21 protein-coding genes are annotated in these 26195 nt (G+C 30.5%); 10 read left to right on the forward strand and 11 right to left on the reverse strand.

Annotated elements, in window-relative coordinates; all coding sequences use genetic code 11:
- Positions 1–28: 28 nt before the first annotated feature.
- From leuD to N456_RS05860, 3 genes are read right to left on the reverse strand one after another with little or no spacing between them, the layout of a single operon-like run.
- A complete protein-coding gene (leuD, locus tag N456_RS05850) occupies positions 29–616 on the reverse strand; it encodes a 3-isopropylmalate dehydratase small subunit (protein ID WP_062054882.1) in 588 nt (195 codons plus the stop codon).
- Positions 617–618: 2 nt separating this feature from the next.
- A complete protein-coding gene (gene leuC, locus N456_RS05855) occupies positions 619–2004 on the reverse strand; it encodes a 3-isopropylmalate dehydratase large subunit (protein ID WP_062054884.1) in 1386 nt (461 codons plus the stop codon).
- A 44-nt stretch (positions 2005–2048) separates the two neighbouring features.
- Positions 2049–3218: a 2-isopropylmalate synthase gene (locus N456_RS05860; protein WP_082422446.1), complete on the reverse strand. Its 1170-nt coding sequence runs from the start codon at positions 3216–3218 to the stop codon at positions 2049–2051.
- A 206-nt stretch (positions 3219–3424) separates the two neighbouring features.
- Here N456_RS05860 and N456_RS05865 point away from each other — a divergent pair, with 206 nt between their 5' ends.
- The gene (locus N456_RS05865; protein ID WP_062054886.1) at positions 3425–4969 is read left to right on the forward strand and encodes a hypothetical protein; all 1545 of its coding nucleotides are present in this window, start codon (positions 3425–3427) and stop codon (positions 4967–4969) included.
- 107 nt (positions 4970–5076) lie between these two features.
- Positions 5077–5937, forward strand: a complete 861-nt coding sequence (locus N456_RS05870; protein WP_240315487.1) for a DMT family transporter — start codon at positions 5077–5079, stop codon at positions 5935–5937.
- An 8-nt stretch (positions 5938–5945) separates the two neighbouring features.
- On the opposite strand, the gene N456_RS05875 is transcribed toward N456_RS05870, so the two are convergent.
- A complete protein-coding gene (locus N456_RS05875) occupies positions 5946–6647 on the reverse strand; it encodes an RluA family pseudouridine synthase (RefSeq protein ID WP_420834723.1) in 702 nt (233 codons plus the stop codon).
- A gap of 46 nt (positions 6648–6693) precedes the next feature.
- Complete coding sequence (gene panB / locus N456_RS05880; RefSeq protein ID WP_062054891.1) at positions 6694–7512, reverse strand: 3-methyl-2-oxobutanoate hydroxymethyltransferase; 819 nt, start codon at positions 7510–7512, stop codon at positions 6694–6696.
- Positions 7513–7659: 147 nt separating this feature from the next.
- Here panB and N456_RS05885 point away from each other — a divergent pair, with 147 nt between their 5' ends.
- Positions 7660–8115 carry a nuclear transport factor 2 family protein gene (locus tag N456_RS05885; protein WP_062054893.1) on the forward strand — a complete coding sequence of 152 codons (456 nt, stop codon included), beginning with the start codon at positions 7660–7662 and terminating at the stop codon, positions 8113–8115.
- Positions 8116–8191: 76 nt separating this feature from the next.
- Here the strand turns inward: N456_RS05885 and N456_RS05890 are convergent, their stop codons facing one another.
- On the reverse strand, positions 8192–9616 hold the full coding sequence (locus N456_RS05890) for an L-serine ammonia-lyase (protein WP_062054895.1): 1425 nt from the start codon (positions 9614–9616) through the stop codon (positions 8192–8194).
- Between the two features lie 230 nt (positions 9617–9846).
- Between N456_RS05890 and dnaK the strand changes: the two genes are divergently transcribed.
- From dnaK to N456_RS05905, 3 genes are all read left to right on the forward strand, one after another.
- Entirely contained in the window at positions 9847–11757 is a 1911-nt protein-coding gene (gene dnaK, locus N456_RS05895) for a molecular chaperone DnaK (RefSeq protein WP_062054897.1), read from the forward strand.
- Between the two features lie 351 nt (positions 11758–12108).
- Positions 12109–12840: a head GIN domain-containing protein gene (locus N456_RS05900; RefSeq protein ID WP_062054899.1), complete on the forward strand. Its 732-nt coding sequence runs from the start codon at positions 12109–12111 to the stop codon at positions 12838–12840.
- A gap of 258 nt (positions 12841–13098) precedes the next feature.
- Entirely contained in the window at positions 13099–14403 is a 1305-nt protein-coding gene (locus tag N456_RS05905) for a phenylacetate--CoA ligase family protein (protein WP_062054900.1), read from the forward strand.
- Between the two features lie 16 nt (positions 14404–14419).
- On the opposite strand, the gene ggt is transcribed toward N456_RS05905, so the two are convergent.
- Positions 14420–16135 carry a gamma-glutamyltransferase gene (ggt, locus tag N456_RS05910; RefSeq protein WP_062054902.1) on the reverse strand — a complete coding sequence of 572 codons (1716 nt, stop codon included), beginning with the start codon at positions 16133–16135 and terminating at the stop codon, positions 14420–14422.
- Positions 16132–16716, reverse strand: coding sequence for an acyl carrier protein phosphodiesterase (locus N456_RS05915; RefSeq protein WP_062054904.1), 585 nt, complete (start codon positions 16714–16716; stop codon positions 16132–16134). The genes ggt and N456_RS05915 overlap by 4 nt, the downstream gene beginning before the upstream one ends.
- A gap of 137 nt (positions 16717–16853) precedes the next feature.
- On the opposite strand from N456_RS05915, the gene N456_RS05920 reads away from it, so the two are divergent.
- Both N456_RS05920 and glmM read left to right on the forward strand, forming a co-directional pair.
- Positions 16854–17720: an SMP-30/gluconolactonase/LRE family protein gene (locus N456_RS05920; RefSeq protein WP_062054906.1), complete on the forward strand. Its 867-nt coding sequence runs from the start codon at positions 16854–16856 to the stop codon at positions 17718–17720.
- A 196-nt stretch (positions 17721–17916) separates the two neighbouring features.
- Entirely contained in the window at positions 17917–19305 is a 1389-nt protein-coding gene (gene glmM / locus N456_RS05925; protein ID WP_062054908.1) for a phosphoglucosamine mutase, read from the forward strand.
- 122 nt (positions 19306–19427) lie between these two features.
- Here glmM and N456_RS05930 read toward each other — a convergent pair whose 3' ends face one another.
- On the reverse strand, positions 19428–20327 hold the full coding sequence (locus tag N456_RS05930; protein ID WP_062054910.1) for a lysophospholipid acyltransferase family protein: 900 nt from the start codon (positions 20325–20327) through the stop codon (positions 19428–19430).
- 309 nt (positions 20328–20636) lie between these two features.
- Positions 20637–21536, reverse strand: coding sequence for a lysophospholipid acyltransferase family protein (locus N456_RS05935; RefSeq protein ID WP_062054911.1), 900 nt, complete (start codon positions 21534–21536; stop codon positions 20637–20639).
- Between the two features lie 138 nt (positions 21537–21674).
- Here N456_RS05935 and N456_RS05940 point away from each other — a divergent pair, with 138 nt between their 5' ends.
- Complete coding sequence (locus N456_RS05940; RefSeq protein WP_062054913.1) at positions 21675–22325, forward strand: rhomboid family intramembrane serine protease; 651 nt, start codon at positions 21675–21677, stop codon at positions 22323–22325.
- Between the two features lie 52 nt (positions 22326–22377).
- Here N456_RS05940 and N456_RS05945 read toward each other — a convergent pair whose 3' ends face one another.
- On the reverse strand, positions 22378–23514 hold the full coding sequence (locus N456_RS05945) for a TlpA disulfide reductase family protein (RefSeq protein ID WP_062054915.1): 1137 nt from the start codon (positions 23512–23514) through the stop codon (positions 22378–22380).
- Between the two features lie 306 nt (positions 23515–23820).
- Between N456_RS05945 and N456_RS05950 the strand changes: the two genes are divergently transcribed.
- Entirely contained in the window at positions 23821–26184 is a 2364-nt protein-coding gene (locus N456_RS05950; RefSeq protein ID WP_062054917.1) for a GAF domain-containing protein, read from the forward strand.
- Positions 26185–26195: the final 11 nt, after the last annotated feature.

A 26195-nucleotide genomic window follows, 5' to 3' on the forward strand; every position in this document is an offset into this window, starting at 1 on the left:
ACAGGATTAGTTATTTGATTTTAATAATTTATACTTGTGCCTTTTCAAATTCTTCTATTTCTGATGTATTACTGATTAAGAAATCAATATCATCATAACCATTTATCAAACAAGTTTTTTTATAAGAACTGATTTCAAATGAAGCAGAGGATTCTGTAGCTATAAGAGTAATTTTTTGAGCTTGTAGGTCTACTTCGATTTGTGTATTGGCATCTTTCTTTATTTCATTAAATAATTCTTGAAGATATTCTGGGGTTACCTGAATTGGTAATACTCCGTTATTAAGAGCATTTCCTTTAAAAATATCTGCAAAAAAACTGGAGACAACAACATTAAAGCCATAGTCATCAATAGCCCATGCTGCATGTTCTCTACTAGATCCACATCCAAAATTATCTCCTGCTACTAATATTTTACCGCTATAGGTGGTATCATTTAGTACAAAATCGTTATTTATACTACCATCTTTATGATAACGCCAATCTCTAAATAAATTTTCTCCGAACCCCTTGCGGCTAGTTCCTTTTAAAAAACGTGCAGGTATGATTTGATCTGTATCTACATTTTCTATAGATAATGGTATAGCAGAGGATATTAGTCTTATAAACGGATCCATAATTAGTTTAATTGTTGTTTAGTAATATCAATGATTTTTCCTTCTATGGCTGTTGCTGCTGCAATTAGAGGGCTAGCTAAAATTGTTCTGGCACCTTGCCCTTGTCTACCTTCAAAATTTCTATTAGATGTAGAAACACAATATTCTCCTTCAGGAATTTTATCATCATTCATAGCTAAACATGCAGAGCATCCGGGTTGACGAAGTTTAAAACCTGCTTCTTCAAAAATTTCTTTTAATCCTTCTTTTGCAATTTGCTTAGCAACTAATTGTGATCCAGGTACAAACCAAGCTGTTACATTAGTAGCTTTTTTCTTTCCTTTAATATAGTTTGCCGCAATTCTAAAATCTTCGATTCTACTATTGGTACAACTTCCAATAAATACGAAATTAATTTTTTGATCAATAAGAGATTGTCCTTTTTCAAAGTTCATATATGCTAATGACTTTTCGAATGAAGGGTTATTTTCTGAAGGGATATTTTCTGATATTTTAATTCCCATTCCAGGATTAGTACCATAAGTAATCATAGGTTCAATATCTGCGGCATCAAAATGATATTCTTTATCAAATAGTGCACCTTTATCTGTGGGTAACGTTTTCCAATAAGCAACTTTTTTATCAAATTCTGCTCCTGAAGGAGCAAATTCTTTTCCTTTGATGTATTCGAAAGTCGTGTCGTCTGGAGCAATCATTCCTCCACGAGCTCCCATTTCAATACTCATATTACAAACAGTCATACGTCCTTCCATAGACATATCTTCGAATACATTACCAGCATACTCACAAAAATATCCAGTACCAACATTAGTGCCTAGTTTAGCAATTATATACAGAATTACATCCTTAGGTAAAACACCTGGTCGTAATTGTCCGTTAACATTTACCCTAAGACTTTTAGGTTTTTGAAGTAATAAGCATTGACTAGCAAAAACCTGTGCTACCTGACTGGTTCCTATACCAAAAGCAATGGTTCCAAAGGCTCCGTGGGTAGAGGTATGACTATCGCCACAAACCATTGTCATTCCTGGTTGAGTAATCCCTAATTCGGGTGCCATTACATGAACAATACCATTATATTGATGACCAAGCCCGTATAGGGTAATACCATTTTTTTTACAGTTTTCGGTTAATCGTTCTAATTGATTTCTTGATAACTCATCTTTTATAGGAAGATGTTGATTTTCTGTAGGGGTATTGTGATCTGCTGTAGCTACAATTTGATCTGGTCTAAACACAGGGATTCCTCGCTGCTCTAGTTCTTCAAATGCCTGAGGACTGGTAACTTCGTGTATCAAGTGTTTGTCAATATATAATATTTGAGGACCATCTTCAGTCTTTTTTACGACATGTGCATCCCAAACTTTATCGAATAAGGTTTTTTTCATTAATTATTTTTTTGAACCTAAATAAATGGTATTTATGATAATATTTATGCAATAGCAGCTACTACATTTGTATTTTTCATGATTTGATGTATATCCTCATCCATAACTTCCTTGCTACGATCAGCAAATTTTAAGAATTCTGAATACACATCATCTAATTGAAGCTTGGTTAATTCATATCCTACCTTCTTAGCTCTATAAGCTAGTGCAGCTCTACCACTTCTGGCAGTAAGTACAATAGCAGATTCTGTAACACCTACTTCTGCGGGGTCAATAATTTCATAAGTTTCACGATTTTTAATTACTCCATCCTGATGTATTCCTGAGCTATGAGCAAATGCATTGGCACCAACAATAGCTTTGTTTGGTTGTACCATCATACCCATATGATCAGATACCATTTGACTTGTCTGATATAATAATTTAGAATCGATATCTGTGTTTAGATTTAAGTATGGGTGTTGTTTCATGATCATCACGATTTCTTCTAGAGCAGTATTACCTGCACGCTCACCAATACCATTAATAGTACACTCTATTTGTCGTGCACCATTCATTGCTCCAGCAATAGAATTAGCTGTCGCTAATCCTAAATCGTTATGACAATGACAAGAAATAATGACATTATCTATCCCTTTTACATTTTCTTTTAGATATTTTATTTTGGCACCATATTCTTCTGGTAAACAATATCCAGTAGTATCAGGAATGTTTAATACTGTAGCTCCAGCTTTGATCATAGCTTCACAGACACGAGCTAAAAATTCATTGTCAGTACGACCTGCATCTTCAGCAAAGAACTCCACATCTTCTACAAAGGATTTTGCATATTTAACAGCAGCAACCCCTTTTTCGATTACTTTATCCTGAGTAGAATTAAATTTATACTTAATATGAGATTCAGAAGTACCTATACCAGTATGTATTCTTGGTCTTTTAGCATATTGTAATGCTTCAGCAGCAGTTTTAATATCTTTTTCCACAGCTCTAGTAAGTCCACAAACCGTTGCATTTTTTACAATTTTTGCGATTTCATTTACCGAAGTAAAATCTCCAGGGCTAGAGACAGGAAATCCTGCTTCTATAACATCTACTCCTAAAAGATCTAACTGTTGTGCAATGATTAGTTTTTGTTGTGTATTTAATTTACATCCAGGGACTTGTTCTCCATCTCTAAGAGTTGTATCGAATATTTGAATTTTATTATTGCTCATAGGAATACAATGATTTTTTTTATGATATCGCATTTAAAAACATCATTTTGCAAAATATTCTTAAAAGATGTTTCTTTAATCACTTACGAATTTATATTTTGGTAATTCAAAAGAAGGAGGTTTGATTGTTTGTTTTACAACGCTGAAATCTTTTTATTTTAACGTAATTTACTGTAAATAAGCTAATTATAATATATTTTCTTACAATGACTAATGATCAAAAAGATCCTTTATTTGTTTTGGTTAAATCACTTTCTAAATCAGAAAAGAGACAATTTAAGGTATATGTTGGAAGACTAGGAGTTAATACAGATTCTAAATTTTTGGCTCTTTTTAATCATTTAGATAAGAGTGATGCATTGGATGAAAATCTTATTGTTTCAAAAAAAATTGTTACCAAACAGCAACTTTCTAATCTTAAGGCACATTTATATAAACAAATATTAGTAAGCCTTAGGTTAAGCCCATTACACAAAAATATAAGATCACAAATACGAGAGCAACTTGATTTTGCTTCTATCTTGTATCATAAAGGATTATATAAACAAAGTCTTAAGATATTAGAAAAAGCAAAAATTTTAGCAAAGGAAAACGAAGAACATAATATTGCTTATGAAATAGTAGAATTTGAGAAAATTATAGAAACACAATATATAACAAGAAGTATTAATAATAGAGCAGATGAGTTAACTGTAGAAGCTAAAATACTTAGTGTTAAGAATGTGTTAACAAGTAAGTTATCTAATTTGTCCTTACAGTTGTATGGTTTAATGTTAAAGAGCGGTTATGTACGAAATGACAAAGAGCATCGTATAGTTACTAAGTATTTTAATAGTAAACTGCCAAAATATGAGTGGACTATGCTTGGTTTTAGAGAAAAACTTTGGTTGTATAAGGCGCATCTATGGTATAGTTTTATTGTTCAGGATTTTTTGTCATGTTATAAATATTCAAAGAAGTGGATAACTCTTTTTTATGAACATCCAAAAATGATTATACAAAATCCAGTATTTTTTCTTAGAGGAAATCATTATTTGTTAGAGTCTTTATATTTAATAAAAGATAAAACACAATTAAAACTAAGGTTAGAAGAGTTTGAAAAAACAATAGCAGAACCTACGTTTCCTAAAGATGATAATATAGAAGTTTTATCATTTCAATTTGTCTATAATAATAAGTTGAATGTCCACTTTTTAGAAGGGAGTTTTGATGAAGGAGAATATCTGGTAGAAGATATTCTCAAAGAAATCTCAGGGTTTAAAAACCGTATTGATGACCATCATATTATGGTTTTTTATTACAAAATAGGATGTTTGTATTTTGGTATGAGCAATCATAAAAAATGTATAGAATATCTTGCTAAGATTATTAATAATAAATCCCTAAAGATGAGAGAGGATTTAATGTGCTTTTCGAGAGTATTGAGTTTAGTAGCACATTATGAGGCAGGGATGGATTATCATTTAGAGAGCCAACTGAAAGAGACATACCGTTTTTTAATCAAAATGGATGATTTACATGAGGTACAAAAAGAAATGATCAAATTTTTGAGAAATTTAGGAGATATTTTCCCACATGAGATAAAGAGTGAGTTTAAAAAACTTCATATGAGACTTAAACAGTATGAGGATCACCCTTATGAAAAAAGAGCTTTTTTATATTTAGATATTCTTTCTTGGTTAGAGAGTAATATCGAAGGAAGACCAGTTGCCGATATTATTAAAGAAAAGGCTAAAGGACTTGTACGATAGATAGTATCTTTATTAAAATGATCAGATAAAATAAATAAAATATTTTTTCAGGTATATTTTATAAAGTTTAAGCATTTTTGTGGTTCATTATTAAAACAAACTAATTTTTGCAAACACACACACACCTCCGTAACATTCTTGAATTAAACCTCGCAATGCTTTTGATTAGTACATCAGGAGCTTTAGGTAGGTATATAGATATGCCTGTACCTGTAACAATAGGAATTAGAGCAATTTTGGCAGGAATATTACTTTTTATATTTTGTAAATGGAAGAGAATTTCTTTTAATGTGATGCATAAAGATAGACTTACTATTACTATAAGTGGTGTATTAATGGGAGCGCATTGGATTACTTATTTTTATGCTTTAAAGCTTTCTAATGTCGCTATTGGTATGCTCTCTATATTTACATATCCAGTTATTACAGCATTACTAGAGCCAATTTTATTAAAAACAAAATTTTTAAAAGTTCATTTGTTTTTAGCATTACTCGTACTTGTAGGGATTTATTTTTTAGTTCCTGATCTAGATTTTAGTAATTCGTACACAAAAGCAGTAGCCTTAGGAGTATTCTCAGCTTTATGTTACTCATTACGTAATCTTATTATGAAAACTAAAGTTGGAGTTTATAATGGTTCAGTATTAATGTGGTATCAATTAGTAGTTATAAGTGTTTTATTGCTTCCTTTTATATTTACAATAGATGATGCTACTGATATAAAAAATCAATGGTTACCTATGTTAACTTTAGCATTGTTGACCACTGCTATTGGGCACACACTATTTTTAGTGAGTTTTAAACGGTTTTCAATTACTACAGCTAGTATTATGAGTAGTGTACAGCCCGTATATGGTATTATCATAGGAATGATTTTTTTAAAAGAAATTCCTGTATTTTCTACTATTATAGGTGGTGTGTTAATTTTAACATCTGTAGTAATAGAGAGCATAAGGGCTTATAAGTAAATTACAAACTAGATCAAGCAATCATCCCAAATAGCATCAGTTGGAGGAGGGGCTATAATGGTTATTTGTTCCTTTTTTACAGGATGCATAAAAGTTAATTTACGAGCATGTAGATGGATACTTCCATCTTTATTACTACGATCGGCACCATATTTTAAGTCTCCTTTAATATAGGAGTTTACAGCAGAAAGTTGAGATCGTATCTGATGATGGCGACCAGTATGAAGATCAATTTCTAACAAGTAGTAATTGTTTAATTTTTTGATCTGTTGGTATTCCAGAATAGCTTTTTTGCTATCAGGGACTTCGTTTACATGCGCGTACGACTTATTTTGTTTAGGATTACGTTTTAACCAATGTGTTAATTTGTCATACTTTTTTGAAGGAGGATTTTTTACAACTGCCCAATATGTTTTTTTAGCTTCTTTATTTGCAAATAAAGTATTAAGTCGAGGTAAAGCTTTACTTGTTCTGGCAAATACTATAATCCCACTTGTAGGGCGATCTAATCGATGTACAACGCCTAAGTATACAGCACCAGGTTTATTATATTTTTCAGCAATATATTCTTTAACAACTTCACTTAAAGGTTTATCACCTGTTTTATCACCTTGTACGATATCTCCTGATCGTTTATTGATAATAATGATATGATTATCTTCATAAAGAACTTGAAGATTTTTTTTATTTGAGGTAATTTTTTTGATCAATTTTTTATAAATAAGATAATTGATTTTTTTTTAAACAAACAACTAACTAATACTGTTCATTATCATTAGGGAAATCAATTGATTTTACATCTGCAACATATTGCTTAAAAGTACTGGTCATTTCTGAGTATAAATCTAGGTAACGTCTTAAAAAACGAGGATTAAACTCATGGGTCATCCCTAGCATATCATGTGTTACTAAAACTTGTCCATCTACACCATTTCCTGCTCCGATACCAATAATAGGTATCGTAAGGCTTTCAGCTACTTCTTTAGCTAATTTAGCAGGGACTTTTTCTAAGACAATAGCAAAACATCCAGCTTTTTGTAGCATTAAAGCATCTTCTTTTAATTTTTCAGCTTCTCGTTCTTCTTTGGCACGTACAGTATAAGTACCGAATTTATAGATGGATTGAGGGGTAAGTCCTAGATGTCCCATAACAGGGATTCCTGCATTGAGAATTCTTTTTATAGATTCTTTTACTTCTTTTCCTCCTTCTAGTTTTACTGAGTGCCCTCCGGATTCTTTCATAATACGAATTGCAGAACGTAAAGCTTCTTTAGGGTCACTTTGATAGCTTCCAAAAGGTAAATCAACAACAATTAAGGCACGATCAATTGCACGAACTACGGATGAAGCATGATATATCATTTGATCCAATGTAATTGGAAGTGTAGTCTCATGACCAGCCATAACATTAGATGCAGAATCACCAACAAGAATTACATCCACTCCGGCACCATCAACAATTTTTGCCATGGTATAATCATAAGCCGTTAACATGGATATCTTTTCACCATTAGATTTCATCTCTATAAGAGATTTTACGGTAACTCGCTTATAGTCTTTTTTTGCTGTAGACATTTTATTTGTTTTTTTAGGATTGCTAATGTAATCAATTACCGATTTTGTAGCAAGTGTAATTTATTTTTGATTTTCTATTATTTTGTTTATAAGAAATAATTAAAGCATTATTTTTATACCTATTCAATTTCAATAATAAAGAACATTATGCATAAAATATTAATATTAGTTATTATAATGCTTTCATATAACGTTTTTTCCCAAAAAAAGGAGGAAAAAGAAGTGAAACAAACTATTTTAAATTTTTTTGAAGGTTTTCATACTGGTGATACTGTTAAAATAAAAACTACAATAGATAGAAATATAGCAGTACGAACCATAATAAAAACTAAAGAAGGAAAACTAAAGACAGTTAAATCTGATATAAAAAAAATTCTAACTGCTATCAAAAATAGACCTGAAGATCAAAAATGGGACGAGCGTTTGTTAGCATTTAGAATTGAAGCAGATTCTGTAATAGCGAATGCATGGACTCCATATGAGTTTTATATTAACGATACTTTTAGTCATTGTGGAGTAAATATATTTCAACTGTTTAATGATGGTAATACTTGGAAAATTATAGCTATTGCGGATACCAGATTTAAAAAAGGATGCAAGTGATTATTGGTAATAGGTTAGTATTGTTAGATTTAATCATTAGAATATATGTCTAAATTAAATGATTAATGTGTTGTTTTTAACAATCACTTAAACTTACTTTTACAGCTAGACCACCTTCGCTAGTTTCTTTATATTTTGTATTCATATCCTGAGCAGTTTCCCACATGGTTTCAATAACTTTGTCTAAAGGAACTTTAGCGTTTGCTGCATTAGTGTCTAATGCCATTTCGCAAGCATTAATAGCTTTTATGGCTCCCATAGCATTTCTTTCTATACAAGGGATCTGAACTAATCCAGCAATGGGATCACAGGTTAAACCCAGATGATGTTCCATTGCTATTTCACTAGCCATTAGAACTTGTTCGGGTGTTCCTCCCATGAGTTCGGTTAATGCTCCTGCTGCCATTGCAGAGGAAACCCCAATTTCGGCCTGACATCCCCCCATTGCAGCAGAGATAGTAGCGCCTTTTTTAAAAAGACTACCTATTTCTCCTGCAACTAACATAAATTGTTTTACATCATCAAAATTAGCATCATGATTTTCAATAACCATATAATACATCATTACAGCAGGAATTACACCTGCACTCCCATTGGTAGGAGCAGTAACTACTCGTCCCAAAGATGCATTTACTTCATTAACAGCTAAGGCAAAACAAGATACCCATTTTAATATCTGACGGAATTTTACTTCAGTATTTCGTATAGACTCAATCCATTCTGTAGGAGTAGTATACGGTGTAGGTCCTATTAATTTTTTGTGCGTGTCATATGCTCTACGCCTTACATTTAACCCTCCAGGGAGAGTACCTTCTGTATGACATCCTGTATAGATCGATTCTAACATTACTTTCCAGACTTGTGCAATTCTGTCATTAATCTCAGTATCGCTATGTAATGAACGTTCATTTTCGAGAACAATTTCAGATATTTTTTTGTTATTAGAAGCACAATATGCTAAAAGATCGGTACCTTTTTGTATAGGCATAGGGAACTCTTTAAATGCAGAAAGTTTTTTCTCTTTTCTTTTTCGTTCTTCTTTTACAACAAAACCACCACCGATAGAGTAAAAAGTGGATGTTATATTCTGCCCATCTTTTAAAGTCGCATGAAATGATATACCGTTAGGATGAAACTCTTTGAATTCTTTATTAAAAATGATATGGTTTTCAGGATCAAAAGTGACCTCTAATACATTATTAAATAAAAGTTTTTTAGAAGTTTTTATATTATCAACAATAGAAGAAATAGAAAGGACATCAATAGTCTGAGGGTCATATCCACATAGCCCTAAAATTACAGCAATATCTGTAGCATGTCCTTTGCCAGTTAAAGATAAAGAACCAAAAAGATCTACTGTAATACTAGATACAGACTCAAATATTTTTTGTTGTTTTAATTCAGCTATCCATCGTCTTCCTGCTCGCCAAGGACCTAATGTATGAGAGCTAGAAGGACCTACACCTATTTTTAGCATGTCAAAAACACTAATACATTCCATAATTTTTGATATTGATAAAATTTCGGAGGTAAATATAGTTTTTTGGAAACAAAAAAACTTATTTTTTGAAGTATACTTAAATTATGTTTTATGATTTGTATTTTGGGTATATAAATATGATCGATATAATAATCATAATGACATCCTGTCAGATAGTTCGTAATGGCATAATCATTGACTTAACAGCAGTAAATTATTATGAATTTTAGTATAACAATTTAGTATAAGAAATGAGTAAAATAATAGGAATAGACTTAGGGACAACCAACTCGTGTGTTTCTGTAATGGAAGGTAATGAGCCTGTAGTAATCCCTAATGCCGAAGGTAAGAGAACTACCCCTTCTGTGATTGCTTTTGTAGAAGGAGGAGAAATTAAAGTTGGAGATCCAGCAAAGCGTCAAGCGGTTACTAACCCAACTAAGACTATCTCTTCTATTAAGAGGTTTATGGGAAATAAATTCTCTGAATCTTCTAAAGAAGCGGAAAGAGCAGCTTATAAAGTTGTAAAAGGAGATAATGATACACCACGAGTGGATATCGACGGACGTCTGTATACACCGCAAGAATTATCTGCAATGACACTTCAGAAAATGAAGAAAACGGCAGAAGATTATCTTGGTCAGGATATCACTAGAGCTGTGATAACAGTACCTGCATATTTTAATGATGCACAACGTCAGGCAACTAAAGAAGCTGGTGAAATAGCAGGACTTACAGTAGAAAGAATTATTAATGAGCCTACTGCGGCAGCATTAGCATATGGTCTTGATAAAAAAGGAACAGATCAAAAAATCGTAGTATTTGATTTTGGTGGAGGTACTCATGATGTATCTATCTTAGAATTAGGAGATGGAGTATTTGAAGTACTATCAACTGATGGAGATACACACTTAGGAGGTGATGATGTAGATCAAAAAATTATTGATTGGTTAGCAGAAGAGTTTAAGAGTGAGGAAGATATGGATTTAAGAAAAGATCCAATGGCTTTACAACGTCTTAAAGAAGCTGCAGAAAAATCAAAAATTGAATTATCATCTTCTCCACAAACAGAAATCAACTTACCTTATGTTACGGCTACTGCAAGTGGACCTAAGCATTTAGTAAGAACACTAACGAAAGCTAAATTTGATCAATTAATTGATGATTTAGTAAAACGTACTATTGAGCCTTGTCGTACCGCTCTTAAATCAGCAGGATTATCGACTAGTGATATCGATGAAATAATTCTTGTAGGAGGTTCTACACGTATCCCCGCAGTACAAGAAGCGGTAGAAAAATTCTTTTCAAAATCACCGAGTAAAGGAGTAAATCCTGATGAAGTTGTTGCTGTTGGAGCAGCAATCCAAGGAGGAGTATTAACAGGAGATGTTAAAGATGTATTATTATTAGATGTAACTCCACTTTCTCTAGGTATAGAAACCATGGGGAATGTAATGACAAAACTTATTGAAGCTAATACAACGATTCCTACAAAGAAATCACAAGTATTCTCTACGGCAGCAGATAATCAACCATCAGTTGAAATCCATGTGTTACAAGGAGAGCGCCCTATGGCAGCAGATAATAAGACAATTGGTCGTTTTCATTTAGATGGAATTCCACCAGCGCAGAGAGGTACACCTCAGATAGAGGTAACTTTTGATATCGATGCTAATGGTATTATTAAAGTTTCTGCTACAGATAAAGCAACTAATAAATCTCAGGATATTCGTATTGAAGCTTCTTCTGGATTAACAGAAGAAGAAATCGAGAAAATGAAGCAAGAAGCAGAAGCAAATGCTGAAGCAGATAAAGCAGCTAAAGAGACTGCAGATAAATTGAATGAAGCTGATGGAATGATTTTTCAAACAGAAAAACAATTAGCAGAATTTGGCGATAAAATATCTGAAGACAAGAAAAAGCCAGTTGAAGAAGCTTTAGAAGAATTGAAAAAAGCATATGAGACTAAAGATTTAGCAATAATTAGCCCTGCTCTTGATAAAATTAATGAAGCATGGAAAGTTGCTAGTGAAGAAATGTATAAGGCCCAAGCAGAAGCAGCACAACAAGGTGGACAACCTGGTCCTGACGCAGATCAGTCTTCTAATGAAGATTCTAAAAACAGTGATGTAGAAGATGTAGATTTTGAAGAAGTAAAATAAGAAGTAGTATATAATACTTACCATATTATAAATGCGCAGTCTTTTTTTAAGACTGCGCATTTTTTATTAATCTCACTTTCAGATATAAGTCAAAACCATGATTTTTAATGTATGCTATTTTGCTTTTTAAAAACGGAATAACTTTTTTAGTTAAATGTCATATTATAAGCTTTATAGGATGATAAATAAAAATCAATGGTATCAGTTTATGATTGATTTTTTTGTTGTATTCAAAGTTTAATCAGATTAAAAGAATTTTAAATTTTGTAAACTGTAACAATAGCAATAAAAATTTATCTTTAGATAGTACACAAAGCTATTTAAAAATAATATTCATTAAAATATATCGAAATGAAAACACATAATAAACTTTTAGTATTACTATATACAGTATTCTTTTTAGTTACTATTAATCCGGTAATTGCTCAGAATAAATTAAAAGGAAATGGTAATGTTATATCAAAAGAGCGAGTAGTGTCTCCTTTTAATGAAATTATAATAAAAGGTGTTTATAGTGTATATCTCAATCAAGGAGAAAAAGAATCAGTGATTGTAGAAACTGATGAAAATTTGCAGGATATTGTAGTTGTTAAAAATCAAGGAGAAACATTGATTTTAGGTTGGAAAAAAGGAGTGAACATAAAAAAGAAAACCAAAATGAATGTTTATGTAACTCTAAAAGATGTAACAAAATTAGAAATAAAAGGAGTAGGGAATGTTAAAACAAAATCGAAACTCTCTTTAAATGAATTAGATGTAAAGGTATCAGGTGTCGGAAATACATTTTTAGAATTAGAATGTAAAAAATTAAATACCAAAGTGACTATGGTTGGTAATTTGATTTTAGAAGGAAAAGTTACAGAAGTATCCCTTGATAATAATGGTACAGGAGCGCTAAAAGCTTTTAAACTGATAACTCAAAAATTAGAAGTTAATAATTCTGGTATTGGAAAGGTAGAAGTAAATGCCCAAAAAGAAATAAGTATCACATCTTCAGGTATTGGCAGTGTATATTATAAAGGAGGGGCTAAAACTACAGAATTGAATCATCATGGTATGGGGAAAATTAAAAAAGTAGATTGATTTTTTAATTTTGGCTTATCTCCATTATATCTATTAGAGATGTAATGGAGATTTAAAATTTAAACTAATTTTTTTAAAAATCATGCTATCTTATATTTTAAAATGAAAATTTAATAAGTTTTAGGTGGTTTTACATATCTTATTTAACTTTTTTTTATGAAAAAATAACTTATCTTTAATAAATGTTTAATGAAGCTCATATGAGGCGCTTATTCGTAATATTAGAATTGTCTTTAAGTAAATGAAAAGAAGATAAAGATGGAGTTATTACAAGTTGTTAGAGCAGTATTTTTTTGGTTATTTGATACCCTTAAGGGTAGTAAGATCAAAAAAGAGTACAGTGATATAAAAAAAATTCTAGAGAATTCTGGCAGTTTGGAATATGAAACAAAGAAAAATAAATATTTAAAAGCTATTTTATCTCATGCAACTACCTCTACGTCTTATTATCAAAAATATGCTGAGTTTAAATCGATAGATGATTTTCCTGTAATTAATAAAAACTTGATTAAGCATAATTTTGAATCTTTTCGATCCTCAAAATATCTTAAAAAAAGTTGTGTTAAAGTAAGTACTAGTGGATCTACGGGAGCCCCATTTATGATCATGCAAGATAAACACAAGAGATGTCGAAATACCAGTGACAATTTATATTTTTCTAATAAAGCAGGGTATAAAATAGGTCAAAGACTTATATATATAAAAATTTGGCCAGAAAATTATAAACCAAATATATTATCTCCTCTATGGTGGAAAAATATAATACCTCAGAGTGTTTTTCAACTTAGCGACAGTGATATTAAACGCTTCTTAGATGAATTGAAAAATGACTCTAATCATAAAAGCTTTATAGGGTATTCATCTGCTTATGAAAAAATATGCCGCTATTTGGATGCTACAAAATCAGAAAAAATAGATGCTAAAGTAGATTCTATTATTACAATATCAGAAACACTTAATGAATATACCAGAAATGCTTTAAAAAAATATTTTGGAGTTTCTCCACTATCAAGATATTCTAATAATGAAAATGGAATAATAGCGCAGGAAGATTTTGTTAGAAAAAAATCTTTTTTAATTAATTCAGCAAGCTATTATGTAGAGATTTTTGATTTAAATAAAGATGTACTGATTCAAAATGGAAAATTAGGTAGAATTGTAATCACAGATCTTTATAATTATGCAATGCCATTAATACGATATGATACAGGTGATGTAGGGATTATGGAAGTAGATGAAAACAATGCACCGTATCTTAGTCGAATAGGAGGAAGAAAATTAGATTTAATTTATAATACCAAAGGAGAAATTATTCCTTCCCATGTTTCTTATAAGCTTTTTAAATATGGAGATTTTAGACAATTTCAGCTCGTTCAGCATGGGCAAAAAGAGTACATGATTAAGTTAAATACAGATAAAAAGGTTAATGAAGAAAAAATGTTAGAAGAATTTATGTCTTATTTTGGTAAAGATGCTATTATTACTATAAAATATGTAAATGAGATCCCTTTACTGTCATCAGGAAAAAGAAGAGAGGTTTCTAATACTTATCATACGGTATAATGTATATACTTATAGGTTAAAAACCAATTGCTGTATCATCTCCTCTTTTGTCAGCACCGCCTTCTAGTGTTCCACTTGGAAGTACAAGAATACCATCAACTTTTCCTATGATTTTAGAATCTTCTTCATCGATGTGATAACCTTTTTGTCGTAAACTATTTAATAAGTCGTTATTAAATGATTCTGGTTCAAATATGACTATATCAGGCAACCATTGATGATGAAAACGTGATGCATTTACAGCCTCTTGCATGGTCATATCAAACTCTTTTACATTAAGAATCGTTTGCAATACAGATGTTATGATTGTAGATCCTCCTGGAGTACCTACAGACATCCATAGTTTTCCATCTTTTTCTACAATAGTAGGAGTCATAGAGCTTAACATTCTTTTCTCAGGAGCGATAGCATTTGCTGTTGCACCTATCAATCCATACATATTAGGAACACCAGGTTTAGCACTAAAATCATCCATTTCATTATTTAAAAAAGTACCTACTTCGGGGACATATAATTTTGATCCATAAGCACCATTAAGCGTTATTGTTGTAGAAATAGCATTTCCGAAAGGATCTACAATAGAGTAATGGGTAGTCTCATCGCTTTCATAACCAGAGATCATTCCACAATTTATTTCAGAAGATAAAGTAGCTTTGTCAAAATTAAAATTATCCATTCTAGAATATAAATAGCGTGTACTTATCAAGGTATCTATAGGTATTTTTACAAAATCAGGATCTCCAAGATAAAAACTTCGATCCGCATAAGCTCTTCGTTCGGCTTCTGTAATAATTTGAATAGTTTTTAAAGAGTTATGACCATACTTTTTGAGATCATATGGCTCAATCATTTTCATGATTTGAGTTAAACATATTCCTCCACTAGAAGGTGGGGACATAGAAATAATAGAAAGGTTTTTATATTTAAATTGTATTGGAGAACGCCATTTGGTTTCGTATTTAGATAAATCTTCCATGGTAATTATTCCTCCTCTGGATTGTATACGTTCTACTAATTTTTTTCCTGTTTCACCTTCATAAAATTCTAAAGCTCCATTTTTAATAATACGCTTTAATGTCTCTGCAAGTTGCTTATTTTTTATGGTATCTCCTGTTTTATAATTTTTAGCAAATAGAATAGTATCTTGATTGGTTTCTAAAAACAATGATTTATATTTTTCAAAGCGTTTTTTTTGTTTTTTAGTAATGGCAAAACCTTTATTAGCTAGCTCAACAACAGGATTTAGAATTTCTTCTATAGGTAAAGAACCAAATTTTTTATGGACTTCAAAAATTCCTGCAATTGTTCCAGGAACACCTATTGCCATAGCTCCTAATTGGCTTTTTTTAGGAATTACATCTCCATTTTTATCTAGGTACATGTCTTTGGTAGCTGCCAAAGGAGCTTTTTCTCTATAATCTAATGCTCCAGTTTCTCCAGTAGCTTTACGATATACCATAAAACCGCCACCGCCGATGCTACCTGCAAAAGGGTATGTTACAGCAAGTGCCATTTCTGTACCGACCATTGCATCAAAAGCATTACCTCCTTTTTTCATAATAGCAACTCCAATTTTAGAGGCTTCTTTTCTGGCAGAGACAACCATTGCTTTTTTTGCGATTAAACCAACAACAGGTAGTGTTTTTTGTTTTAACTCTGTTTTAGTTTTACAAGAAAAACTAATAACTAGTAGCATACAGAGAAATAGGTATACGGTAAATTTTAATTTCATAGTTTTCTAATTTCGTGTGTAGTATATGTTTTTAACTCTTCAAAAAAAGAACTAAATTCTTTATCAAAATCAGAATAATAGAGTTCTAGCTCAATTACTGCAAGATTCATTTTAGACCTATCTTTTGTTCTTTTATTCATACCAGATAGGATGGTGCCAATCCCTGTGATAGAAGCATAGCTTAATAACCAATTCTCACGAATCATATGAGGCATGAATTCCTGAATTTTTTTAGGAAGAATTTCAGAATATTTTTGAAGTAAGCTATAAAACTCTAGTGTATACTGCTCTAAAGGGATATCAGAATATTTTTTCCAATTACTAGCCAGAAAATGATCATAAAGTATATCTACAATTACAGTACTATAATGCCCATATTTTGGAAATAAACGAGACACGCTTTTTTTTACGATAGCATGAGTGTCTGTATATGAGTCAATCTTACGGTGTAAGGTAATCCCTTGTTGTATACGCTCTGGATATTGAAGATATTTTTTTCCTTTAATAGAATCAGCAATAAAATTGCCTATTTTAAGGTCAGGATCTTCTCCTGATAAATAAATGTGGGCTAAAAAATTCATTAGGTTAAAATACGATTTTTTACATACTAATATCGGTTAATTAAGGTTGTTTGTGCAGAAAATCAGTTGTTTTAAATAAAAGAGAGGTAGATTTATTATATTAAATTAGTTTAGTAAGTATAATTAAAATAGTGTTCATGAAAAAGTACGTTGTGGTTTTTAGTTTTTTGATATTGAATATTTTAATATTCTCATGTACTAAGCAAGCCGAAAGTAAAGATTTTACAAACCTAGGTGTATTTACGAGCGGTATAGAAGGACCTGCTACTGATAGTATCGGGAATATCTATGCTGTTAATTATCAGAAAGAAGGTACTATAGGGAAGATAACTCCAGAAGGGAAAGTTTCATTATTTCTAGAGCTACCAAATGGTAGTATTGGTAATGGAATTAGATTTGGGAAAAAGAATATAATGTATATCGCAGATTATACGAATCATAATATTTTGATGATGGATATGAATACCCGAGAACTTTCAGTTTTTGCACATCATTCAGAAGTAAATCAACCTAATGATATTGCTATTTCACCATCAGGTGTTATATATGCTAGTGATCCAAATTGGAAAGGTGGTACTGGTAATATCTGGAAAATTACTCGAGATAAAGGGTTTGAGAAATTAGAAAGTAATATGGGAACAACTAATGGAATAGAAGTAAGCCCAGATGGTAGTAAATTGTATGTAAATGAGTCTGTTCAACAAAAAATATGGGTTTATGATATACAGAATGATGGGACTATACGACATAAAAAATTAGTATATACCTTTAAAGATTTTGGTCTTGATGGGATGCGATGCGATAACAAAGGAAATCTATATGTCTGTAGATTTGAGAAAGGTACAGTAGTGATATTATCACCAGAGGGTAAATTATTAAAAGAGGTACAGCTTTTGGGTAAAAAACCTACTAATATTACATTTAGTAATGATTTTAGTACTTTTTATGTTACTATGGCTGATAAAGGGAATATTGAAATTGTAAAAAATGATTTTCTTTTTTAAGAACTTTAATCCTAAGTTCTAATCTAATAATTAAAATAAAGGTTATGTGTTTACTTAACTTCTATAATTATATAACTGTAAAAATAATTTAGAACAAGATGTTTTTCATGATTTCTAAAATTATGACGTATTAGATTGTTCCTATTTATCATATCTTGTACATTTGTTTTTAAATAGATAAATCAATCAGTAAAATATGACATTAATCAAATCAATTTCGGGTATTAGAGGAACCATCGGTGGAACCGTTGGGGATAACCTTACTCCAATAGATGCAGTAAAATTCGCTTCAGCTTATGGTAGTTGGTTAAAAAATGAAACTAAAGTCAACCATCCGACTGTTGTAGTAGGACGCGATGCACGTATTTCGGGTTTAATGATTCAACAATTAGTGATGAATAGTTTGGTGGGATTAGGAATTCATGTAATCGATGTAGGGCTTTCTACAACACCAACTGTAGAAATTGCAGTACCCCTAGAAGATGCTGATGGAGGGATAATTTTAACAGCCAGTCACAATCCAAAGCAATGGAACGCATTAAAACTTCTTAATAGTAAAGGAGAGTTTTTAAATGGAGAAGACGGTAAAAAAATTCTAGATATAGCAGAAAATGATGATTATGTTTTTGCAGATGTAGACGATTTAGGAAGTATTACAGTAAATGATACCTACATAGATAAACATATTGAGGAAGTACTCAATTTATCCTTAGTAGATGCAGAGTTGGTGAAACAATCAGGATTTAAAGTAGTAGTAGATGCTGTAAATTCTACAGGAGGTATAGCAATACCTGGTTTATTGAAAAAAATGGGAGTAGAAGTTGTAGAGTTATATTGCGAACCTAATGGTCACTTTCCTCATAATCCAGAGCCTCTTAAAGAACATTTAACAGATTTGTCTGAATTGGTTGTAAAAGAAAAAGCAGATTTAGGAATCGTTGTAGATCCCGATGTAGATCGTTTGGCTTTTATGAGTGAGGAAGGAGAAATGTTTGGGGAAGAGTATACATTAGTTGCATGTGCTGATTTTGTATTAGGAAAAACTTCAGGAAATACAGTTTCTAATTTATCTTCTAGTAGAGCATTACGAGATGTAACAGAAAAACATAATGGAATATATCAGGCAAGTGCAGTGGGAGAAGTTAATGTAGTGGAATTAATGAAATCTAATAATGCTGTTATTGGAGGTGAAGGTAATGGAGGAATCATTTATCCAGAATCACATTATGGTAGAGATTCCTTGGTAGGAGTTGCTTTATTTTTAACACATTTGGCAGAAAAAAAATGTAGTGTAAGTGCATTACGTGATAGCTACCCATCTTATTATATGAGTAAAAACAAGATTCAATTAACTCCTGATTTGGATGTTGATGCTATCTTGGATGGATTTCATAAAAAGTATGTAGCAGAAGAGGTATCTGTTATAGATGGTGTAAAAGTTGATTTTGCAGATTGTTGGGCTCATTTACGCAAAAGTAATACAGAACCAATTATTCGTATTTATACCGAAGCATTAAGTCAGGAAAAAGCAGATCAATTAGCAGAAGATACTATCGTAACATTAAAAGAAATTGCAGGAATATAAATGACTACTCTTTACTAAGTAAGAAGAGAGTGTACTATTAATTATAGCTGTAAAACTTATAATAATACAGTTTATGCCTTTTGATTAGTAATATTATAATACTTACTAATCAAAAGGTTTTTTTAATCTACAATAGCTCCATCTGGGACTTGAGCATTTCTATGTTTCCAACGTTTATGAGACCAGAGATAATATTCTGGTTTTTCTCGTATTTGATTTTCTAATAATTGTAAATATTTTTTGATAACATAGAATTTTTCTTCTTCTTTACTATTTTCAGAAATAGGAATGAATCGTACCTCATAATGTCCACGTTTTACTTTTTCTACATGAAGGTATAATACAATCACGTCCAATCGCTGTGCAAGAAATTCTCCTCCTAAAAATATAGGAACTTTAATACCCATAAAATCAGTCCAATACTTAGCATTATTAAGTTTAGGAGATTGATCAGAGATCATACCATAGCCACATACAGTACCATCTTGCTTATCTTTAATAATTTGTCGAGCAACTTTATGACTCGGAATAAGTCTAGAGTTAAATCGACCCCGTATGCGATGCGCTAGTCGATCAAAATATTTATTTTCTATTTGTTTATAAATTCCTACACAAGGGTTTATAGATACTAAATCTACAGCATTAGACCATTCAAAGCTACCATAGTGCCCCATTAATGTAATGATACTTTTGTTTTTCTTTTCATATTCATGAAACTCATCAAGGTTAACTACTTTATACCGTTTTATTAATTCCTCTTTAGTAATAGAAAGTGATCTTGTCATTTCTAAAAACATGTCACACATGTGTTTATAAAATGCCTTACGAATTCTTTTGATTTCTTGCTCAGATTTTTCTGGAAAAACTAATAGTAAATTCTCAGTAACTGTTTTTCGTCTATATCTAATAATGTAATATGTTAATATATATACACAAGTAGAAAACATGTAAAATAACCGCCAGGGTAATTTAGAGATCCCTAATAGGATTGGATAAGTAAAAATATAGACTAAAAATTGCATAGATGAAGTAGTTAAAACCTGTAAAGATAAAGCTTATTTATGGGGTTATATGAATATGTATTTTTTAATCTATTTTTAGGCTATTAAATTCTTATTAATGTTTTTTTTAAAAATAGACTATAAATCGCCTAAAATAAAAGTATTTTGTTAAAAAATCGCTAAAAATGTTAAAGAAACAAAAAAAATCTTACGAAGAAAAAAATATCAAAATAATATTTCTTTGCTCTTTACTTTAAAGATTAAAAATCAGATGATACTAATACAGATTCTAAATTTATGAAGATATAGATTTCTTATAAGTGTTTATTTTTAATCTACGAATGCTCCTTTGGGGATTTTAGCATCACGATGTTTCCATCTTCGATGAGTCCAAAGATAATATTGTGGTTGTTCTAGAATTTGTGCCTCTAATAAAGAAAGATATGTTTTGGTGATGTAGTGCTCTTCACACTCTTGTGCATTATCAGTAATTTTTATAAATTTAGCTTGGTAATATCCACGTTTTACTTTTTCTACTTTTAGATACATTACGGGCATATCTAATCTCTTTGCTAATACTTCTCCTCCTGTAATAATCGGAACTTTAATGTCCATAAAATCGGTCCAATATAGTGCGTTTTTTAACTTAGGAGATTGATCAGATAAAAGACCATATGCAGCTATTTTTCCATTAATCTTATCTCTGGTTATTTCTTTAATTACATTATGATGCTTTATAAGCCTAGTATTAAATTTACCCCTTATACGATGTGCTAATTTATCAAAGTGTTTATTTTTTATTTTTTTATAAACGCCTACTATAGGGAAGTCTAGTACAAACTGTGCTGCAATAGCCCATTCATAACTAGCATAATGCCCCATTAATACAATAATACTTTTGTTTTTAGCTTGTAATTCTTTAAAAGTATGAGGATCAATTATTGTAAACCGTTTTATCATTTCTTGTTTAGAAATAGATAAACTTTTTACCATTTCTAAAAACATATCGCACATATGCTTATAAAATTTCTTTCTAATCTTATGAATTTCTGAAGTAGACTTTTCCGGAAATACTAATGTTAGATTTTTGGTAACTATTTTTTTTCGATATCCAATGATATGGTATACTATAATATAAATCCCAGTAGAGAATACGTATAATAATCGCCAGGGGAATTTGGAAATTATCCATAACATAGGATACACTAAATAATATACTAATAGTTGCATTAATTATTAAATTAGAGCACACAAAGATATAATTATTAGAGTTTTTATATCATAAATTTTTGCTAATAACAAGGAGGTATCTCTATCGGATTTTTTGAGGTAAAAATATATAGTATATTTGGTCAAAAATAGAATTATATGGCAAATTTAGATATTGTTTTAATTTTGATTATTGGAATAAACGTAGTGGTGTCATTAAAGGGGTTTAATGATTTTTCATTTTTTGATAAATATAAATTTAATATTGGAGGAATAAGAAGAGGAGAACAGATCAGAATGTTGACTTCGGCATTTTTACATGCTGATATGATGCATTTATTCTTTAATATGTTTACATTATATTTTTTTGCTCCAGTAGTGATTGCATATCTAGATAATATAAAATTTTTAGTAGTATATTTTGGTAGTCTATTAGTTGGGAATTTATTTTCTTTATTTTTTCATAAAAATGAATATCATTATAGCGCAATAGGAGCTAGTGGAGCAGTATCTGGAGTGATATATGCAGGGATATTATTTAGACCAGATATGAGTTTATATTTGATGTTTATTCCAATCCCTATTCCAGCATATATATTTGGGATTGGATATTTGTTATACTCAATTTTTGGGATGAAAAATAAAATAGGGAATATTGGTCATGATGCACATTTTGGAGGAGCAGTAGGAGGTTATGTCATCACTTTAATTTTGGCTCCTTGGTTGTTTCAAGAAAACTTATTTATGATAGGTTTATTAGCTATTCCAATTATTATTCTGTTTATTTTGCAGAGGTTGGGAAAATTATAATATAAAAAAAGGTCTCATTCATATGAGACCTTTTTTTATATTATATTATGAATCATAATGCTTTCTGACCTAGCAATTCCGATATTTTATTTTCTAATGCAGCTCCTCTAAGGTTCTTAGCAATAACATTCCCTTTCTCATCAAGAATAAAAGTGGCTGGTATAGATCGTACACCATATTTTCTGGCAATAGGTTCTTGCCAAAATTGCAAATTAGAAACATGATTCCAATTTAAATTATCATCATTAATTGCTTTAGTCCATGCTTCTTGTTTTTTATCTAATGAGACTCCAATAATATTAAGCCCTTTATCATGATATTTATTATATAAGCGGACTACATTTGGGTTTTCCATTCGGCAAGGTCTACACCAAGAAGCCCAAAAATCAATGATTGTAATTTTTCCCATAGACTCTTTTAGAGATAACATTTTTCCTTTAGGAGTAGGAGCTGAAAAATCTTCAGCAGCTACGCCAATATCAATTTTCTTTTGAGACGCTATAGTTATAGCGTTGTTGATAAGCTGATTAAGGTTTTTTCCTAATCTAGTAGATTTTAAAGTGTCATCTACCGCAGTATATTTTGTTTTGGCTTCTTTTGCTGATATTGCTTTTAGATTTAAAAGATCAGTTATAGCCATTATAGAGATTAAAGAATTTGTGTTTTTTTCAGAAAGGTTTTTTCTAAATTGTTTTTCTTTTTCAATTAATTTTTCTCTTTGAGCAGTTATTTTTTGAACTTTATCAGACGCTCCTAATTTTGTAGCAATTTGATATTGATTATTAAGTTCTAGTTTTTCTTTAGCATATTTCTGAATAGTATTAAGATAGGTAAAGAAAAGCTCATTTTCAGAACCTCCTTTGATAATAGAAGAGCGTAAACTATCTTTATATATAGTCATCTTAATAGGAGTATTCTCTGCTAAAAAAAGCACATTCCCTTGAGTATTATTAAATGTTAAATAATTAAAGTCATTGCTTTCTGGAGGAGGTAATACGATCTCAAATTTTTCTTGCTGTATCGCTACAGAATCAATAATTATAGGTCGCTGAGATTGACTAATAGCATTTACATATACCATAGTCCCATCTTCAAAACCAGTAGTATTAGCACTAATAGTATATCCTTTTTGATCTTTTTGACAAGCTACAAGCAGGAAAATTGTAACTAGCAATGCAATTCTTTTCATAGTATTTGGATTTATTGAATGTAAAAATAAAGAATCCAGTGTATATCCTCCAAAAATTAACAGTATAGAAAAAAGTAATTAGTAATAACAAATGTTATATATACATATCAAAGATATTCATTAACAATGCTTTTGGTTTTCAAAATATATATCTATACTTAAAACCTTTATTCAAAAAGAAATCACATTATATAATACTCAGATTTTTTTACATCTTAAAAAATAATAGTTTAATTAATTGTTAAGACCTTCTAATTTACAGTATTGTTTATATTATTTTTGTAATATAGAAGGTAATCATCAGTCATGAGAGTTTTAAGTCAGGATTTTCCATTAGATATATGGATTAGTTTTTCAAAGTTTTTTGAATATTATAGAGAGTTGTCTAAAAGCGATAATGAATTGGTTAAGGATAGAGCTTTACGAGTTTTGAAGATAGCAGATGAATATCCTGAATTAGAGATAGGAATAGGAGAAGAAAAAAGAGTTCATGAATTATCACCACAGATTGACTTAATTCTAGAAGATTCTTTTGCTCAGATATTACAACAAAATGAGATAAAAATAGCTACCATTCCTTTTCATAATAGTGTACTAAAATCCTCTAAGCGCTATCAAGATATAATTAAAGCCGCAGGTAATGATTTTGAGCCCGAAATTAAAAACCTAAACCAAGATCACTACTATATCATGGGGTGTAGTATGATTTTAGGTAGTTACTATGATTATACAATTGATTTTAGAAGACCTTTCTTTTATGATATCCCAGATGCTATGGGAATAATGAGGCATTATAGAATAATGTATAATGGAGATTTTGTAGATATTATTAAAACAGATAAAGCTAAAGATATTACAGATGAAGATGTAGCAGAATTGCTAGATAATTTTGATAATATAGAGATTTGGAAAGAAAAATTCCCTCCGCATAGTTGGATTTTTAATGGTATTGTGATAGCTAACATGTTTGATGTAACTACTGATGTTTCTATATCTGATTTTAAAACTAGTCTTATTAAGTATGATAAAACACGAGGTGATTTTATAAGTAGTTTTCAGGAAATTTTTAGAGCGATATTTAACCTTTATGAAATCAAAATAGGTTTTTCTAATTATGATCCAGAGAATGAAGTTTTTGAAAGAGTACCTTTTAAAAACATAGATAGCTATATTCTTTATGATAGGTATTCTGCTAATTGTAAGGGTATTCTTTGTAATGGAACGTATCATTACTTATTTGATGAGTCTACTTATTTTGCAATTTCTGATGTAAAAAAATATCAAAAGGAGGCAGGAGATATAGTGATGTATAAGAATTTGATGGCACAAGGAATAAAAAGTGCTATTATAGCTCCTATTGTTAGTGAAGGGAAATTACTAGGCGTTTTAGAAATTGTATCTCCTAATATTCATGAACTAAATAGCATTAATGCTAATAAGTTACAAGATGTTATGCCGTATTTAGTGGATTCTGTATTACGTTCTAAAAATAAAGCAGAGAATGAGTTAGAATTAATTATTCAGCAAGAATGCACTGCTATTCATCCTAGTGTACATTGGAAATTTAAACAAGAAGCAAAACGATTTATGCGTGCGATGGTGGATGAAAACCCTGTTTCTTTTAGAGAAGTTGTTTTTGAGAATGTGTACCCATTATATGGACAAATTGATATAAAAGATTCTTCTGAGACTCGTAATCACGCAATACAAAAAGACCTTGTGTTACAGCTAAATGGTATTTCTAAAGTGATTACTAAAGTGTTAGAGTTAGAACCATTACCTATTTATGAACAATTAAAATATAGAACAGATCAATATATATATGCTATTAGTGAACAGCTACAAGTAGATAGTGAACAAAAAATTATCAATTTTATTAAAAAAGAGATTACTAGCCTATTTGAACATCTTAAAGATAAAAATACGGAACTAAAAACCTTTATAAGTACTTATAATAATATGCTAAATAAAGGAATGAATACAGTATATAAGTATCGTAAAGCGTATGATGAATCGATAATGCAAATCAATAAAAAAATGGCCTCTTTGTTGGATCAAAAACAAGATGAGGCGCAAGGGATGTACCCTCATTATTTTGAGCGATTTAAATCTGACGGAGTAGAGCATAATATGTATATTGGAGAATCAATAACAAAGCAAGATAGTTTTAATAAGGTTTATTTATATAATCTAAGGTTATGGCAATTGCAGGTGATGTGTGAAATGGAAAATGCATATTATCAAATGAAAAAAGAATTGCCTGTAGAGCTAGATGTAGCATCTATGGTTTTGGTTTTTAATACATCCTTATCAGTTAGATTTAGAATGGATGAAAAACGATTTGATGTTGATGGAACTTATAATGCAAGATACGAAGTTGTAAAAAAGCGAGTAGATAAATCAAAAATTAAAGGCACTAGTCAACGAGTGACAGAAAAAGGCAAGTTAGTTATTATATATTCTCAGCGTTCTGATGAAACAGAATACATAAAATATATCAATTTTTTACAATCTAAAAATTACCTCGAAGAAGAAATTGAAATTGTAGAATTAGAAGACCTTCAGGGAGTAACAGGGTTAAAAGCATTGCGGATCAATATTTTATATCATAAGAATAAACAGGATAAAGAATACTATACATATGAAGACTTAATTAAAGAACTTGATTAACAGGATAAAAT

It is taken from the genome of Aquimarina longa SW024, assembly GCF_001401755.1.
Lineage (GTDB): Bacteria > Bacteroidota > Bacteroidia > Flavobacteriales > Flavobacteriaceae > Aquimarina > Aquimarina longa.

Excerpts from the sequence above, each read along its gene's own strand:
- N456_RS05920 (WP_062054906.1), top strand. The coding sequence starts at position 16,854 with ATGAAAAAGTACGTTGTGGTTTTTAGTTTTTTGATATTGAATATTTTA.
- N456_RS05860 (WP_082422446.1), bottom strand. The coding sequence starts at position 3,218 with ATGAGCAATAATAAAATTCAAATATTCGATACAACTCTTAGAGATGGA.
- ggt (WP_062054902.1), bottom strand. The coding sequence starts at position 16,135 with ATGAAATTAAAATTTACCGTATACCTATTTCTCTGTATGCTACTAGTT.
- glmM (WP_062054908.1), top strand. The coding sequence starts at position 17,917 with ATGACATTAATCAAATCAATTTCGGGTATTAGAGGAACCATCGGTGGA.
- N456_RS05900 (WP_062054899.1), top strand. The coding sequence starts at position 12,109 with ATGAAAACACATAATAAACTTTTAGTATTACTATATACAGTATTCTTT.
- N456_RS05935 (WP_062054911.1), bottom strand. The coding sequence starts at position 21,536 with ATGCAACTATTAGTATATTATTTAGTGTATCCTATGTTATGGATAATT.
- N456_RS05930 (WP_062054910.1), bottom strand. The coding sequence starts at position 20,327 with ATGCAATTTTTAGTCTATATTTTTACTTATCCAATCCTATTAGGGATC.
- dnaK (WP_062054897.1), top strand. The coding sequence starts at position 9,847 with ATGAGTAAAATAATAGGAATAGACTTAGGGACAACCAACTCGTGTGTT.
- N456_RS05890 (WP_062054895.1), bottom strand. The coding sequence starts at position 9,616 with ATGGAATGTATTAGTGTTTTTGACATGCTAAAAATAGGTGTAGGTCCT.
- N456_RS05945 (WP_062054915.1), bottom strand. The coding sequence starts at position 23,514 with ATGAAAAGAATTGCATTGCTAGTTACAATTTTCCTGCTTGTAGCTTGT.
- N456_RS05905 (WP_062054900.1), top strand. The coding sequence starts at position 13,099 with ATGGAGTTATTACAAGTTGTTAGAGCAGTATTTTTTTGGTTATTTGAT.
- N456_RS05940 (WP_062054913.1), top strand. The coding sequence starts at position 21,675 with ATGGCAAATTTAGATATTGTTTTAATTTTGATTATTGGAATAAACGTA.
- N456_RS05885 (WP_062054893.1), top strand. The coding sequence starts at position 7,660 with ATGCATAAAATATTAATATTAGTTATTATAATGCTTTCATATAACGTT.
- panB (WP_062054891.1), bottom strand. The coding sequence starts at position 7,512 with ATGTCTACAGCAAAAAAAGACTATAAGCGAGTTACCGTAAAATCTCTT.
- N456_RS05950 (WP_062054917.1), top strand. The coding sequence starts at position 23,821 with ATGAGAGTTTTAAGTCAGGATTTTCCATTAGATATATGGATTAGTTTT.
- N456_RS05865 (WP_062054886.1), top strand. The coding sequence starts at position 3,425 with ATGACTAATGATCAAAAAGATCCTTTATTTGTTTTGGTTAAATCACTT.
- N456_RS05915 (WP_062054904.1), bottom strand. The coding sequence starts at position 16,716 with ATGAATTTTTTAGCCCACATTTATTTATCAGGAGAAGATCCTGACCTT.
- leuD (WP_062054882.1), bottom strand. The coding sequence starts at position 616 with ATGGATCCGTTTATAAGACTAATATCCTCTGCTATACCATTATCTATA.
- leuC (WP_062054884.1), bottom strand. The coding sequence starts at position 2,004 with ATGAAAAAAACCTTATTCGATAAAGTTTGGGATGCACATGTCGTAAAA.